The sequence below is a fragment of the Streptomyces sp. NPDC015125 genome, assembly GCF_043080045.1.
In the GTDB taxonomy this organism is placed as follows: Bacteria; Actinomycetota; Actinomycetes; order Streptomycetales; family Streptomycetaceae; genus Streptomyces.
Map to the genome: position 1 here is coordinate 67,932 of NZ_JBIBVF010000002.1, position 14,565 is coordinate 82,496.

The window sequence follows — 14,565 nt, forward strand, 5'->3', positions numbered from 1 at the left end:
GCTTCACTCCTGCGGAAAGCGTCCGCCGAAGTACACCTGTGTCTCGGCGAGCCGGCCGTCCCGCACCGTCGTCACCTCGACATTGCGATGCCGCTCGCCCGTCTTCAGCTCGTACTCGTACCGGACGTAGACCTGCCCACCGTCGAGTGCCACGGTGTCGAGAATCTCCTGCGAGCGCAGCCGGTCCGCCGTGGGGAAGCAGATATCGAGGAATGCGGCCTTGCCGATGTGGTCGTCCTGCGGGCTGGTGAAGACGAAATCCTCGGCGAGCAGCCGGTCCATGGCGGCACGGTCCTGGGCGAGGTAGGCCCCGAAGGCGGCGCGGACGAGGTCGACGTTCGACATGAACTTCCTTCCGTGGGCGGCCCGCTCACGCCACGAGGGACGAGCGGCCGGCGAATGGCCTGTACAGGACGGTAGACCTCGCGGAGCTCCCGAACTCATCGGTCGGCGCGTCAGGGGTACGGCAAGCCCCCTGTAAGGGTCTCTGAGGGGCGTACGCCCCTCGGTCCGCCTTGCGCCTCGGCCACTGGCTTCCCGGGCCTCCTGAGGGGCAACTGCGCCGCTCGGAGTGGAATCGGACGTATCGCCTCCGTCTGGAGAAGGCGGCCGGGAGGGCGGCCGGGTAACGCCTCCGGACAATGCGATCGGGAAGGCGGCGGGGCAAGGCGCCGGGGCGGGGCGTCCCGGCAAGATGCTCGGCAAGGCGGCCGGGCAAGGCGGCCGGGCGAAGACGCCGGGCAAGGCGGCCGGGCGAAGACGCCGGGCAAGACGCTTGGGAAGGCGGCCGGACGCGACGAAGGGCCGCCCCGCGCGGTGCGCGAAGACGGCCCTGCTGAGAGCGGCGTCCGCTCCGGGGAAAGTCCTAGCGGACCGGTGCCCCCTGCGCCTGCGTCGGCAGGGTGATGCCCACCGCCGCCGCATAGTTCGACAGTGCCAGGCGGCCGACCGTGCCGTAGGCGCCCAGCGCCTCGGCCGATGCGCAGCCCGCCTCCGCCGCGGCCGCCCCCAGAAGGCCGTCGGTGATCTCCGGGCCGATCAGGTACGGGGCCAGTGCCAGCTGCTGCGAACCGGACTCGCGCAGTTGCTCGGCCGTACGGGAGATGGCGCCCTCCTCGTCCAGGGCGGCGGCCAGCACCGGTACCGCGAGCCGTGCGGAGAGCAGCATGCCGGTGATCCCGGCGGCCTGCACGGCCTCCTCGCCGCCGACGGTGGCGAGGATGATGCCGTCCGCCGCCGTGGCGACGGTGAACAGCCGGGCACGGTCCGCGCGCGCCAGACCGGCCTCGGAGAGCCGGACGTGCAGCGCCTCGGCCAGCAGCGGGTGCGGGCCGAGAACGTCGGTCAGCTCGGCGCCGGAGCCGCTGTTCATCATGGCCTGGCGTATCCGGCGCAGCAGGGCGCTGTCCGGTCCGGCCAGCAGCGGCACCACCACGGCGGCGGGGCCGGGGTCGGGCTGCCCGTCGGCGCCCACCCGGGCCTTGTGCTCGTTGGCGGCCTGCGCCAGCACGGCCTCCAGGGACGGGAACTCGTCGTCGCCGCCGTCGACATAGCCGATCCGGGCGTCGAGGCCCGGGAGCTCGGAGCGGGCGATGCTGGAGACCTCTTCCGCCAGGCTGCGCGAGGCGGTGGAGGGGGTGCCGGGCACGGCCAGCACCAGGGCGGGCGCTCCCTCGGGTGCGGCGAGCGGTTCCGGCTTGCGGTGGCGGCCGGACTGCCGTCGCGGCATTCGTACAGGCAGGCCGGGTGCGGCTCCCGGGCTCGGGGGTGCGGCGTCAAAATCGGGCGAGCCAGGTGCGGGCCCAGTGGGGGAACTCATGGCGCCGCATGCTAACGGTTCGGACCACCCCTACGTGGAGGGAGGGTTCGGTGGAGAGGTATCCGTCCCGATTTATCCCGCGCGTCACGCCCGCACTACCCCGGCGCAGGCCGTGTGATCTGCAACAACCGCCCATCGACGGGCAGTGCCAGACGGTCACCGGCCAGTGCCGCGGCGATGGCCAGCGCCCCGTCGAGCGGGCTCCCTGCGACGGCCGCCGGACGTGCGTGGGGCAGCCGTTCGGCCAGCGCCCTGCGCAGCGGAGCCAGCAGCGGTTCGCCCAGGCCGAACAGCCCGCCGGTGCAGCCCACCGCGGTCCCGTCTCCCGCCGGGCAGACCGCGGCGGCGGCATCGGCGATATGGCCCGCCGCGGCCTGCATGATGCCGCGGGCCACCGCGTTGTCCTCGGCGGCGCAGCGGGCCACTTCCGGGGCGAACGAGGCCAGTACGGCGGGTCGGTCGGGGCGCGGATAGAGCATGCCGGGCAGCCCGGAGACCGGTCCGAACACCGCCTCCGCGCGCGCCAGGAGGGCGGCCGAGCCGCCCGTCCGGCCGTCGTATGCCCGCATCGCGGCCTCCAGCCCGGCGCGGCCGATCCATGCGCCGCCGCCGCAGTCGCCCAGCAGCTGACCCCAGCCGTCCGCCCGGCGCCAACCGCCCTCCGCGGTCAGATCCGTGCCCACGGCGATCATGCCGGTGCCCGCGGCGACGACGGCACCGGGCCGCTGGCCCAGCGCACCGGCGTACGCGGTCACGGCGTCCGCGGCGAGGGCGAGGTGGTGCACCCCGAACGCGGTGGCCAGTGCGCCCGGCAGCCGGGCCCGCAGATCCTCGCCCAGAGTCGCCATACCGGCCGCTCCCACGCACACCGCGGCAAACCCGTGAGCACCCGCTTCACGCCCCAACTCCTCTGCCATGGGCAGGAGTTGGGACAGCAGGTGCTCCGTGTCGATCCCGGCGGCGCCGGTGCGCACCGGCTCGTCGCAGGCGCGAGAGGCCAGCGGCCGGGCCTCGTGGTCGTCGGCGCGGGCGACGGCGACCCGCAGCCCCGACCCGCCCGAGTCGATCCCGAGCACCCCGAGAAAACGGCCGGACCCGAGGGCGCCCGGGGTACGGCCCGCGGGCTCACCCAAGGCCGCGGGCGTCCTGCTTGAGGGCGGTGTCGACGGTCAGGGCCGTGGCGACGACCAGGCTCAGCAGCGGGTCGGGCAGCTGGTGGTGGATCTGCAGGACGTAATTGTCCGCTGACGTGAACATCGTCTTGGCGAGGCCCTCCCAGGTCTTGGTGATCCGGGCGACCTCGGTGTCGGCGTGGTCCACGATCGCGAAGTTCCAGGCGCGCCAGTTCTCGGCCTTGATGGCGCCGATCTGCTGGCCGTTGACCATCATCGCGAAGTTGATCTTCCCGATGGCGTTCTGCTGCACGATCTCGCCGACCGGGGAGCCGTCCGGACGCTGCACGATCACCTTGGACTTGATGATCTTCGCGGGGCGGGTCAGGATCAGCTGCGGCTGGCCGTAGGCGTCCCGGATCTCCAGCTTGTGGGTCATGTACTGATCGAGACTGGAGACGACGCGGAGCACCTTCTTCGCCGTGCTCTGGCCGACCTGGACGACCGCGCCGATCGTGTTGCCGTGCTGGTCGAAGACGCTGTACTCGTTGGTGACCTCGATGAGCTTGGCCTTCTGGTTGACCACCAGCACCGGCTCGGTGAACAGACTGCCGCCGCCCGGTCCGCCCGGTCCGCCCGGTCCGCCCGGTCCGCCCGGTCCGCCCGGCGCCACCCCGGCCTGCTGTTGCACCTGCTGCTGCGCGGCGCCCGGATGCGGGTTCGCGCCGGGCTGCGGCATCGGCTGCTGTCCGTACGGCTGCTGTCCGTACGGCTGTTGCATCGGTTGCTGCATCGGCTGGCCGGGCGCCTGCTGGGGGTAGCCGTACCCCTGCTGACCGTACGGCTCGCCGCCGTGCTGCTGCCCCGGATACGGGGCCTGGCCCGGCGCCTGCTGCTGAGCCGCGGACTGCTGCGGCAGCTGCTGCTGTGGCGCGGACTTCTGCAGCGTCTGCTGCTGCGGGGCCTGCTGCTGGGGAGCCTGTTGCGGTGCGGCCTGCGCAGGGCCCGGCTGCGGTGCCTGGCCTTGGCCGGGCGCCGCGGGCTGTTGTCCCGGGTGGGTGTGTTCGGTCCACTGGGACCCGTCCCACCAGCGAAGTTGGTGGGGGGTGCCCTGCGGATCGGCGTACCAGCCCGCAGGGATGTTCGCATTCGTCATGCCAGGCACACTATCGCCCGGTGTCAGGGCAGCCTCCAGTCGACGGGCTGTGCGCCCTGCCGTGCCAGGAGGTCGTTGACCTGGCTGAAGGGCCGCGAGCCGAAGAAGCCGCGGTCGGCGGACATGGGGGAGGGGTGCGCGGACTCGACGGCCGGCAGATCGCCGAGCAGGGGCCGCAGATTGCGCGCATCGCGCCCCCACAGCACCGACACCAGCGGGCGCCCGCGCGCCACCAGTGCGCGGATGGCCTGCTCGGTCACTTCCTCCCAGCCCTTGCCGCGGTGCGCGGCGGGTTTACGGGGCGCCGTCGTCAGCGCTCTGTTCAGCAGCAGCACGCCCTGCTGCGTCCACGGGGTCAGATCGCCGTTCGACGGTCGGGGCAGCCCGAGGTCGGAGTGCAGCTCGCGGAAGATGTTCTCCAGACTGCCGGGCAGCGGACGCACTTCCGGCGCCACGGAGAAACTGAGCCCGACCGCATGCCCCGGCGTGGGGTAGGGATCCTGTCCGACGATGAGCACCCGCACCTCGTCGAAGGGCTGTTGGAAAGCGCGCAGCACATTGTTTCCGGCCGGTAGATAGCTACGCCCCGCGGCGATCTCGGCCCGCAGGAAGTCGCCCATCGCGGCGATCCGTCCGGCAACGGGCTCAAGTGCCTTGGCCCAGCCGGGTTCGACAATGTCTTGGAGAGGTCGTGCAGCCACGGGATCACCCTACTGGCCGTGACCCGCTCCCGATCAACCGATGGCCCAGGCTCCTCCGTCCGAAGAGCCGCGGGGAGCCGTACCGCGGGAGCCGTACCGCGGGAGGTGTACCGCCGCCCGCCAAGGGCCGCCACGCCGGAGCGCAGGCCGTCGCCCCGCGCCGTCCCCTCCCCGTCTCCCCGGCTTCCCTCAGGCCACCGCGGCCGCCCGCACGCACAGCACATCCGGCAGATGGGAGGCGAGTTGCTGCCAGCTGTCGCCGTCGTCCGCGCTGGCGTACACCTCGCCGTTGCGGTTGCCGAAATACACCCCGGCGGGATCGGCGTCATCGACGGAGAGCGCGTCTCTGAGCACCGTGCCGTAATGGTCCTCGTCCGGCAGCCCGTCGCTCAGTGCCTGCCAGCTGTCGCCGGCATCGGCCGTGCGGTAGACCCGGCAGCGGTGTCCGGCCGGCACCCGGTCGATATCGGCGGTGATCGGGAAGAGATAGGCGACATCTCCCGCGCGCGGATGGGCGGCCACGGCGAAGCCGAAGTCGGAGGGCAGCCCGCCGCCGATGTCCGTCCATTGCGCGCCCGCGTCGTCGCTGCGGTAGACACCCCAGTGGTTCTGCAGATACAGGCGGTCGCGGTGCACCGGGTCCTGCGCGATCTTGTGGACGCACTGGCCGAACTCCGGATGCTGGTCCGGCAGGAACACCGCCTTCACACCGTTGTTCGACGGGGCCCAGCTGGCTCCCCCGTCGAGGGTGCGGAAGACCCCGGCAGCGGAAACGGCGACGGTGACCGCATCGGCGTCCCGCGGGTCCGTGACCACCGTATGAACGGCCAGCCCACCGCCGCCGGGCTGCCATTGCTCCCGGCTGGGGTGGTCCCACAGCGCCCGCACGAGCTCGAAGGTCTCGCCGCCGTCCTCGGAGCGGAACAGGCCGCCGGGTTCGGTGCCCGCATAGACCACCTCGGGGGCGGCCGGGCCGCCGGGATGCAGCTGCCACACGCGCTCCAGTGAAGTCCCGGTGTACTTCGGGTACGTGACCGCGGGGCGGGCAGGCTCGTGCCAGCTTTCTCCCAGGTCGTCGGAGTGGAACACCGAAGGACCCCAGTGCGCGCTGTCGGCCCCGGCCAGCAGCCGGGGGGTGGCGCGGCGGGTGTCGATCGCGAGGGAGTACACCGCCTGCGCGGCGAAATGCGGACCGCTCACTTCCCAGTCGCCGTGCCGCCTGCGGCCGATGAAGAGCCCTTTGCGCGTGCCCACCGCGAGTACTACGTCAGTCATGCCGGAACACCTCCGGGACGCCGTTGTCTCAGATAGGGGCAAGTCTGCACCCGGCCACTGACAATGGCGTCCCGGAAGGTGTCCGTGCAGGTCGGGCGGTGCGGCCCCGTTCCTGCCACGGCTGCCGCCCGCCCTCCTGGCGGCCTCAGACCGCCCGGTGGTACGGCTGCGGCACGGCGACCCGGACACCCAGTTCCCGTGCCGCGTGCTGCGCGAAGCTGGGGGACCGCAGGAGTTCACGGCCGAGCAGCACGGCATCGGCCTGACCGTCCGCGATGATCTTCTCGGCCTGCCGCGCCTCGGTGATCAGGCCGACGGCGCCCACCGCGAGACCGCTCTCCTTCTTGACCCGCTCGGCGAACGGCACCTGGTAGCCGGGCCCCGTGCTGATCTTCGCGTCCGGTGCGTTGCCGCCCGTGGAGGTGTCCAGCAGGTCGATCCCGTGCTCCCGCAGCTCGTGGGCGAAGCGCACGGTGTCGTCGGCCGTCCAGCCCTCGCGCGCGTCGCTCTCGTCCTCGGTGAGCCAGTCGGTCGCCGAGATCCGGAAGAAGACCGGCAGTTCGTCGGGCCAGACCTCCCGTACGGCGTCCACGACCTCCAGCGCGAACCGCGTCCGGTTCTCGTACGAGCCGCCGTACTCGTCGGTGCGCCGGTTGGTGAAGGGGGAGAGGAACTCGTTGATCAAGTAGCCGTGCGCACCGTGGATCTCGGCCACCTCGAAGCCGGCGGCCAGCGCCCGCCGGGCCGTGGCGCGGAACTGCGCGACGATCTCTTCGATCTGCGCCACGGTGAGCTCCGCGGGGGCCGCGAACCCCTCGCCGAACGGCACCGGGCTCGGCCCGACCGGCTCCCAGCCGTACCGCTGACCGGGGAGGATCGGCGCGCCACGGTCCACCCAGGTGCGCTCGGTGGACGCCTTTCGCCCCGCATGGGCGATCTGGATGCCGGGAGTGGTGCCCTGGTCCTTGAGGAAGCCGGTGATGCGCCGGAAGGCCTCGGTCTGGGTGTCGTTCCACAGGCCGAGGTCGTACGGGGTGATGCGCCCCTCGGGGCTCACCGCGGTGGCCTCCGTGAGGATCAGGCCGGTGCCGCCCGCCGCCCGCGCGGCCAGGTGCTGGAAGTGCCAGTCGCCGGGCGCCCCTTCCGCCGCCCCTTGGGGAGCCGCGGAGTACTGGCACATGGGTGCCATCCAGAGGCGGTTCGGAACGGTCAGCGCGCGAAGGGTGACGGGCTCGAACAGTGCGCTCACGGCGGGCTCCTGTACCTGAAGGCGAACGGGTGCCGGCCGGCCCCGCGCTCATACGATAAGCGTCGTACTACGGTGGATGTCAAACTACGATGCTTCTCGTACAATGAGCGAGCGGGTGGCGCGCCAGGCCATATCGAGTCCCGCAGAATGAGTCAGGAGCCGCCATGTCGACCGAAACGACCTCCACGCGGGCTCCGTCGGGCTCCCGGTCGCTGGAGCACCCGGCCCGTGCGGACATCCGGCTGGCCGATGTCCTGCATGCGCTCGCCGACCCGGTGCGACTGCGGATCGTCTGCGCGCTGGCAGCCGCCGAGGGCGAGCTGAACTGCGCGGACATCGAACTCCCGGTCAGCAAGTCGACCTGCACCCACCACTTCAGGGTGCTGCGCGAGCACGGCGTCATCCAGCAGCTCTACCGCGGCACGGCCAAGATGAACGGGCTGCGCCGGACCGATCTGGAAGCGCTCTTCCCCGGCCTGATCGACGGTGTGCTCCGGGCGGCGGATCTGCAGGCCGGCCGCCTCGGGGAGGAGTAGCGGGGGCTGCCGCCAGGAGTACCGGGGTCGCTCCGGACCGGCGAACCGGAGGCCGGTGGGCCGGAGTCCGGCGGACTGGCGGACCGGAGCCCGGCGGACCGGAGTCCGGTGGACTGGCGAACCGGAGCCCGGCGGACCGGTGGACCGGAGCCCGGTGGACCGGAGCCCGGAGCCCGGCGCCCCGGCCCGCCCGCGGATTCAGCGGGTCAGGTCCGCCGCCCCCGCCGCTTCCAACAGCCCCGCCCAGTCCGGCAGTTTGACGGTGCCGCGCCCCAGACCGTGGCCCCACTCCGCCTCGGCGGCCTCGATGGCCAGCCAGCCCGGCCACGGGACCGGCCGCTGCCCCGCCCGGGTCAGCGCGGCCACCGGGTCCTCGGCCGCCTCGCGCACCGCCAGTGCGGGGGCATCGGCCAGCAGTGACCGCGCGGTCTCCTTGGCGCACGGCCGGTTCGTGCCGATCACCCCCGTGGGGCCCCGCTTGATCCAGCCCGCCACGTACGCGCCGGGCAGGGGCGCCCCGTCCCGCAGTACCCGCCCCGCCTGGTGCGGCACCGTCCCGGTCGCCTCGTCGAACGGCAGGCCGGCCAACGGCGTCCCCCGGTAGCCGACCGAACGCAGCACCAACTGCCCCTCGATGTCCTCGAATTCACCGGTTCCCACCACCCCGCCGTGCCCGTCGGGTGCGGTCCGCTCGAACCGGACCGCGCGCACCCCGGTGGCATCCCCGAGCACCTCGACCGGCCGCAGGAAGAACCGCAGATGAATACGGCGCCCGGATCCGGTGGCCCCCGCGTCCGGACCTGCCGGGGCCGCCGACCGCTCCGCCCAGCCGCGCAGCACCTCGATATTCCGCCGCCCCACCGCGGGCAGCCCGCCCGGATCCCGGTACGCCGGATCCAGTGCCAGCTCCTCGGGCCGTACGCGCACCTCCGCATCCGGAAGCGAGCCCAGTTCCCGAAGCTCCTTGGTGGTGAACTTGGCCTGGGAGGGGCCGCGTCTGCCGACCATCCAGACATCCTCGACGCGGCTGTCCGCCAGCGCGCCCAGCGGGCCCTGCGGCATATCGGTAGCGGCAAGCTCGGCGGCACCACGGGACAGCATCCGCGCCACGTCCACCGCCACATTCCCCACGCCGATCACCAGCGCGGACCGCGCCGCGAGGGTGAAGCGGACGGCGGCCGCATCCGGGTGTGCGCTGTACCAGGCGACGAACTCGGTTGCCGGATGGCTGCCGGGCAGCTCCTCACCGGGGATGCCCAGATGCCGGTCGGTGGCGGCACCCACACAGAACACCACCGCATCGAAGATCTCGCGCAGTTCCTCGATCCCCAGCCCCGGCGCTCCCACCTCGACGTTCCCCAGGAAGTGCGCCCTGGGATGCTCCAGCACCGTGCGCAGATTGTTCTGCAGCGATTTGATCTTCTCGTGGTCCGGCGCGACGCCGTAGCGCACCAGGCCGTACGGGCAGGGCAGCCGGTCGAGGACGTACACCTCGATGTCCGGTACGGTCTGCTGCTCGATCAGGGACTGGGCGGTGTAGACGCCGCTGGGTCCAGAACCGATCACTGCGACACGAAGCACGAGTGGCCCCTTCCGCGGGATACCCCCAGGATCGCACCGGTGGGCGCACGGCGGGAGATGCGCTATCGGGGTTGCTCCCGGTGGGATGAGCGTGCCGCGCTACTGGGCCGGGTGAGCGGGGGGCTAGGTTTTCAATGTGTCGGAAAGTGACTTTTATACCGTTAATCACCGATATAAAGCCCAGGGCGCGCCATTGGAGTGGCCCACGTGGGAGCTGCGGGCGCACGGCTCGGCCGCGCCCGCTCTCGTCCCCGACCCCGCCGCCCCCGACGATCCCTCCGGGGCCCACGGTCCCGGGAGTCCGCTGCCCCGGCTCGATCCGCTGGGCCCCTGGTGCAGCGCCCGGCTGACGTTCGCCGACGGCGCCCGGGTCGATGTCCTCGTGACGGTCTCCGACGACCACATCACCGTCGAGGACGTACGGGCCGACCCGCCGCTGACACTTGCCGGCCTGACCGACCTGGCCCGCTGGATCGAAGGTCCGCTGGACGACGCCTTCCGGGCCGCCACCGGTCGGCCGCACCGCACCCGGCCCGCACCCCGGCAGTCCGGCCCGGTGACCACCTCGGTGGAGCCGGTCTGCGGGCCGCAGGCGGGGCCACAGACCGGGTCGCACGCGGCGCTGTTGCGGGGTGCGGCAACCGAGCCGGAGGCCGGTCCGCTGCCGGAGGTGGCGAACGGGCCGACCTCGCCGGCGCGGCCGGCTGCCGGTCCGGTGCCGGGAAGCTTGCCGGAGTCGGAGTCGGATTCGTGGCCGGAGTCGGAGCCGACGGGCGCCGGGGCTGGGGCGGCGACAGGAGGGCGTGTGGCACCTGCGACGCAGGGGGAGGCCGCGCCGGGGGAGGGGTCGAGGGGCGCAACGGGCACCGTCCGGGGAGGCGGCGTACTTCACGGGGCGGAGGCGGGCGCCGGTGCCGGCCGCCTCGCCGAGCAGGCCGCCGAGCGATCGGCATCGGCCGGACCGTCCGACGAGCCCTCCGCCGGACTGCCCTCCGCCCCTTCCGTCTTGCCTGTTGCGCCCGCCCCGTCCGTGACGTCCGCCCTGTCCGCCCCAGCCGTTTCGTCGACGACCGTCCCGGTCTCCGCGTCATCCGCACCGCCGGCACCGTCGGAGTCATCGGCACCGTCGGAGTCGTCGACGTCGCCGGAGTCGTCGGCGTCCGAACCGTCTGCGTCGTCCGAACCGTCGACGCCATCCGGGCCGTCCGCCGCGGCTCCGCCGTCCGAGCGTGCCCGTTCCGCCGTCCTTGCCCGGTCGCGGGCCGGTGAGCGCCGCCGGGTCGCCGCGGACGCGTACCGCCAGGCTCAGCGGGAGGGGAACGATCCGGTGCTGGCCGTCATGCTCGCCACCGGCCGCAACCGTCGAAGATCGCTGCGTCTGATTGCCGGCGCCCGTGACGATGGGCTGCTGGCGCCACGTCACAACAAGCGCTGACCGGCGAAGACCTGGGAGCCTGCCCCGCGTCCACCTGCATCCGCCGCATCCGCCGCATCCGCTGCATTCGCTGCAACCGCCGATCTCGGTGCTCCGCTGCTGGGTGGCGGAGAAGGCCCGCTCTCCACGGGTTCACTGGTCGCCGGCGGCGTGTGGTTCGCCCAACTCCCAGTCCAGCCCGTACCGTTGGAACAGCTCGGCACGCAGCCGCACGCGCGGCATCGAGGCTCCCGGCAGCAGCATCGCCACCACCGCACCCATCAGCAGCGCCCGCAACAGTGGATAGTCGGCATCGGGGTCCGAGGAGCCGTACGCCACGACCGTCTCGCGCAGCAACTGGGCCAGTCGTTGCTGCTCAGAGCACTGGATGAATCCGTCGGTCATCAGGATTCCCGCCATATGCGTCCGCATCAGCAACGGACGATCATGCGCGAGCCCCAGGATCGCGTCGATCGCCCGCGCCAGCAGCTCCCGCCCCGCCTCCGGCCCGCTCGGTCGTGGCGCGCGCTCCAGTGCCGCCTGCAGCGTGAGATGCATCAGGCGGTGCACGGCGGACTGGAGCAGCTGACGCTTGCCGGGGAAGTAGTACGACACCAGCCCGCGCGCCGCCCCCGCCCGACGGGCGATGTCCCCGAGCGTCGTGGCCTCGAAGCCGCGCTCTCCCACCAGCTCGACCGTCGCCTGCAGCAGCCGCTCGCGGGACCGCCGCCGCAATTCTTCATTGACCGATGCGCTGCGGGGGGACATCCTGTAACTCCTGCGTTGACTGGCTCAGGGCCAATGTACTCCGTACAATGCAGGGTTTCGTCTGTGGACGGAACCCGGTCGAGCTGCCTGATTCGGGCGACGCGGGGGATCGCCCGAATCGGGTGACGATGAGGCCGGGGGCGGTCTCGCGACCTGGCTCTTCCCGGGTCAAGAGGCTTCCCCCGGCTCGCATCGGGAGGCAGGTTCGGTCATCTCCGGTCGCCTCTGATCGTACTCTTGCCGCCCTTTGGCAGCGTTGCTGACGGTGCGTCAGGTCGGCTTGTGGCCCCGCCGACACACCTCAGCGCTGCTCACGTCAGCGCCGCTAGCCCCACCGCCGTTCGCGCCAGCCCACCGTCGCTCGCTGCTCGCTGCTTGCTGTTCGCCTCAGCGCCCTCGCCTCACCGTCGCTCGCCTCGGGCGCAGCCCGGTTGTCAGAGCCGTGTGGAAAGCTCGCCGTCGCTGTTCGAGCCAGGGCCGTTCAAGCTGCGGGCCGGTCAAGCCATGGGCCGGTCAAGCGGTACACCAAGGGGGATTTCTTTCATGGGCGTGAGCATTGGGTTCATCAGCGCGACAACGGAGGAGCTGGACAGGGCGGAGAAGGATCCGGGTTGGGCCGTGGCATACGTCTACGAGCTGTATGCCAGCGATGACTTCCCGATGCCGGATCGTCCCTACGGTGGCCCGGACAAGGCGTGGGCCGGCCTCCAGTTCCTGATCGACGAGACGGACATCGAGCTCGAGTTCCTGATGGACGGGTTCCCGATCCTGGAGGACGGCACCCTGTTCGGGTGGTCTGCGGAGCAGATCGAGAGCGTGGCACGGCAGCTGCGGGCGACCCCGTGGGAGCGGTTGGCGGCCCACTACGCCCCGGAGCGGATGACGATGGAGGGGGTGTACCCCAACACGTGGAAGCTCGATGCCGAGGGCGAGCTGGACTGGCTTGAGCGCTCCTACGGCGAACTGGTCGCCTTCCTCGCCGCGGCGGCCGAGGGCGGGTACGGGGCGTTCATGAGCTTCAGCTTCTAGGGTGCGTCCGACGGGGCAGGCCGGCTGCGGCGCCGGGGGCGCCGGGGGCTGCGGTGGCAAGGCCGAGCGGTGTCCGGTGCGTGCCCCAAGTGGTGCCCGGCCGGTGTCCGGGTGCCGGGGGAGGAGCGCGGACACCGGGTGAGGAGTGCTGACTCCAAGTGCTCCCGGGGCGCGCGGGCGGCCGGTCGTCCTCGGCCGCCTCGATGTGCAGGCAGCGCTGCGCGCTCCGGAGCGGCACCGAAGAACCCTCGCGGTGCGACGGTCACGCTTCTGCGAGACCCTGGTGCTCAGGGGAGCGCGCCCGACAAGTGGTGATGCATTTCCAGCGTGATCCAGCGTGACACCGCACCCAGTCGAGGAGGGCGGGCTGTGATGAGCGAGGCAGAGAGAGGCGCCACGGGGCGCAGCCAGGGCGAGACGGCCCCCCTGTCGGCGATCACGTTGAGCGTCAACGATCAGGTGCGGCGGCTGGAGGTGGATCCGCGTACCTCGCTGCTCGACGCGCTGCGCGAACATCTGCGCCTGAGCGGAACCAAGAAGGGGTGTGACCACGGGCAGTGCGGCGCCTGCACCGTGCTGATCAACGGCCGGCGCGTCAACTCCTGTCTGACGCTCGCCGTCATGCACGAGGACGACGAGGTGGTGACGATCGAAGGCCTGGGCGATCCCGGTGACCTGCACCCCATGCAACACGCCTTCGTCGAGTGTGACGGTTTCCAGTGCGGCTACTGCACTCCCGGCCAGATCTGTTCCGCTGTCGGCATGCTCGCCGAGGTGGAGGCGGGTTGGCCCAGCCACGCCACCGCCGAGGTGGCCTCGTCGCGGATCGCCTTGAGCGATGAGGAGATCCGTGAGCGGATGAGTGGCAACATCTGCCGGTGCGCCGCCTATCCGAACATCGTCGCGGCCATCCGCGGCATGGCGGAGGGAGGCCCGGCATGAGGTCCTTCACCTACGAGCGGCCGACGGACGCACAGGCCGCCGTCGCCGCGGTGTCCCGAACCGGCGCGAAGTTCATCAGCGGCGGCACCAATCTGCTCGACCTGATGAAGCTGGACATCGAGCACCCCAGCCATCTGGTCGACATCAGCCGGCTTCCGTTGCGGGACATCGAGGAACTGCCGGACGGCGGACTGCGCATCGGCGCCCAGGCGGTGAATTCCGACGTGGCCGCCGATACCCGGGTGCGTACCCGGTATCCGGTGCTGTCGCAGGCGCTGGTGTCCGGTGCCTCGGGCCAGTTGCGCAACAAGGCGTCCACCGGCGGAAACCTGTTGCAGCGCACGCGCTGTCCCTACTTCTACGACACGGCTGCGGGCTGCAACAAGCGGAACCCCGGATCCGGCTGCTCGGCCATCGGCGGTTTCAACCGGATACACGCGGTCCTCGGCGCCAGCGACTCCTGCATCGCCACCCACCCCTCGGACATGGCCGTCGCGATGACCGCGCTGGAGGCGGAGATCGAGCTGCTCGACGCCGACGGGTCGGTACGCCGCGTCGCCATCACGGACTTCTACCGGCTGCCGGGCGATACGCCGCACATCGAGACCGTGCTGCGGCCCGGCGAGATGATCACGGGCGTGATCCTTCCCCCACCCCTGCCGGGACGGCAGATCTACCGCAAGGTGCGCGACCGGGCGTCCTACGAGTTCGCGCTGGTCTCCGTGGCGGCTGTCGTCTCGACCGAGCAGGGAACGATCAGTGAGGCGCGGGTGGCGCTCGGCGGTGTGGCGCACAAGCCGTGGCGGTCCCTGGAGGCGGAGGCCGCGTTGGCCGGCCGGCCCGCCACGATGGCCACCTATCGCGCCGCCGCCGAGGCCGCGATGCGCGACGCCGTGGGGCAGGGGGACAACGACTTCAAGATCGAACTGGCTCGGCGCACGCTGTGCCGCACGCTGGCACAAGCGGCCCGGTCGAGCTGAGGA

General features: G+C 71.9%; 14 protein-coding genes. 5 read left to right on the forward strand and 9 right to left on the reverse strand.

The features are described from left to right. Positions 1 to 3 precede the first annotated feature (3 nt). The 7 genes from ACF088_RS05310 to ACF088_RS05340 all read right to left on the reverse strand — a co-directional run bounded on the left by ACF088_RS05310 (position 4) and on the right by ACF088_RS05340 (position 7,312). Positions 4 to 345: a nuclear transport factor 2 family protein gene (locus tag ACF088_RS05310; RefSeq protein WP_392374063.1), complete on the reverse strand. Its 342-nt coding sequence runs from the start codon at positions 343 to 345 to the stop codon at positions 4 to 6. 520 nt (positions 346 to 865) lie between these two features. Continuing rightward, positions 866 to 1,819, reverse strand: coding sequence for a sirohydrochlorin chelatase (locus tag ACF088_RS05315; protein ID WP_392374064.1), 954 nt, complete (start codon positions 1,817 to 1,819; stop codon positions 866 to 868). 95 nt (positions 1,820 to 1,914) lie between these two features. Further along, on the reverse strand, positions 1,915 to 2,952 hold the full coding sequence (locus ACF088_RS05320; protein ID WP_392374065.1) for an N-acetylglucosamine kinase: 1,038 nt from the start codon (positions 2,950 to 2,952) through the stop codon (positions 1,915 to 1,917). Next, entirely contained in the window at positions 2,945 to 4,087 is a 1,143-nt protein-coding gene (locus tag ACF088_RS05325) for a phospholipid scramblase-related protein (protein WP_392374066.1), read from the reverse strand. Before ACF088_RS05325 ends, ACF088_RS05320 begins: the two co-directional genes overlap by 8 nt. A gap of 23 nt (positions 4,088 to 4,110) precedes the next feature. Further along, the gene (locus ACF088_RS05330) at positions 4,111 to 4,788 is read right to left on the reverse strand and encodes a uracil-DNA glycosylase (RefSeq protein ID WP_392374067.1); all 678 of its coding nucleotides are present in this window, start codon (positions 4,786 to 4,788) and stop codon (positions 4,111 to 4,113) included. Positions 4,789 to 4,977: 189 nt separating this feature from the next. Continuing rightward, entirely contained in the window at positions 4,978 to 6,063 is a 1,086-nt protein-coding gene (locus ACF088_RS05335) for a WD40/YVTN/BNR-like repeat-containing protein (protein ID WP_392374068.1), read from the reverse strand. A 145-nt stretch (positions 6,064 to 6,208) separates the two neighbouring features. Continuing rightward, positions 6,209 to 7,312, reverse strand: a complete 1,104-nt coding sequence (locus ACF088_RS05340) for an NADH:flavin oxidoreductase/NADH oxidase (protein ID WP_392374069.1) — start codon at positions 7,310 to 7,312, stop codon at positions 6,209 to 6,211. A 164-nt stretch (positions 7,313 to 7,476) separates the two neighbouring features. Between ACF088_RS05340 and ACF088_RS05345 the strand changes: the two genes are divergently transcribed. Next, the gene (locus ACF088_RS05345) at positions 7,477 to 7,848 is read left to right on the forward strand and encodes an ArsR/SmtB family transcription factor (RefSeq protein ID WP_392374070.1); all 372 of its coding nucleotides are present in this window, start codon (positions 7,477 to 7,479) and stop codon (positions 7,846 to 7,848) included. Positions 7,849 to 8,046: 198 nt separating this feature from the next. Here the strand turns inward: ACF088_RS05345 and ACF088_RS05350 are convergent, their stop codons facing one another. After that, complete coding sequence (locus tag ACF088_RS05350; protein ID WP_392374071.1) at positions 8,047 to 9,429, reverse strand: FAD-dependent oxidoreductase; 1,383 nt, start codon at positions 9,427 to 9,429, stop codon at positions 8,047 to 8,049. A 193-nt stretch (positions 9,430 to 9,622) separates the two neighbouring features. On the opposite strand from ACF088_RS05350, the gene ACF088_RS05355 reads away from it, so the two are divergent. Continuing rightward, positions 9,623 to 10,864, forward strand: a complete 1,242-nt coding sequence (locus ACF088_RS05355) for a DUF6214 family protein (protein WP_392374072.1) — start codon at positions 9,623 to 9,625, stop codon at positions 10,862 to 10,864. Positions 10,865 to 10,996: 132 nt separating this feature from the next. Here the strand turns inward: ACF088_RS05355 and ACF088_RS05360 are convergent, their stop codons facing one another. Then, entirely contained in the window at positions 10,997 to 11,611 is a 615-nt protein-coding gene (locus tag ACF088_RS05360) for a TetR/AcrR family transcriptional regulator (RefSeq protein ID WP_392374073.1), read from the reverse strand. Positions 11,612 to 12,154: 543 nt separating this feature from the next. Here ACF088_RS05360 and ACF088_RS05365 point away from each other — a divergent pair. The 3 genes from ACF088_RS05365 to ACF088_RS05375 all read left to right on the forward strand — a co-directional run bounded on the left by ACF088_RS05365 (position 12,155) and on the right by ACF088_RS05375 (position 14,562). Continuing rightward, complete coding sequence (locus ACF088_RS05365; protein ID WP_392374074.1) at positions 12,155 to 12,640, forward strand: DUF1877 family protein; 486 nt, start codon at positions 12,155 to 12,157, stop codon at positions 12,638 to 12,640. Between the two features lie 372 nt (positions 12,641 to 13,012). Then, positions 13,013 to 13,582, forward strand: coding sequence for a 2Fe-2S iron-sulfur cluster-binding protein (locus tag ACF088_RS05370; protein WP_392374075.1), 570 nt, complete (start codon positions 13,013 to 13,015; stop codon positions 13,580 to 13,582). Next, a complete protein-coding gene (locus ACF088_RS05375; RefSeq protein ID WP_392374076.1) occupies positions 13,579 to 14,562 on the forward strand; it encodes an FAD binding domain-containing protein in 984 nt (327 codons plus the stop codon). The genes ACF088_RS05370 and ACF088_RS05375 overlap by 4 nt, the downstream gene beginning before the upstream one ends. Positions 14,563 to 14,565 lie beyond the last annotated feature (3 nt).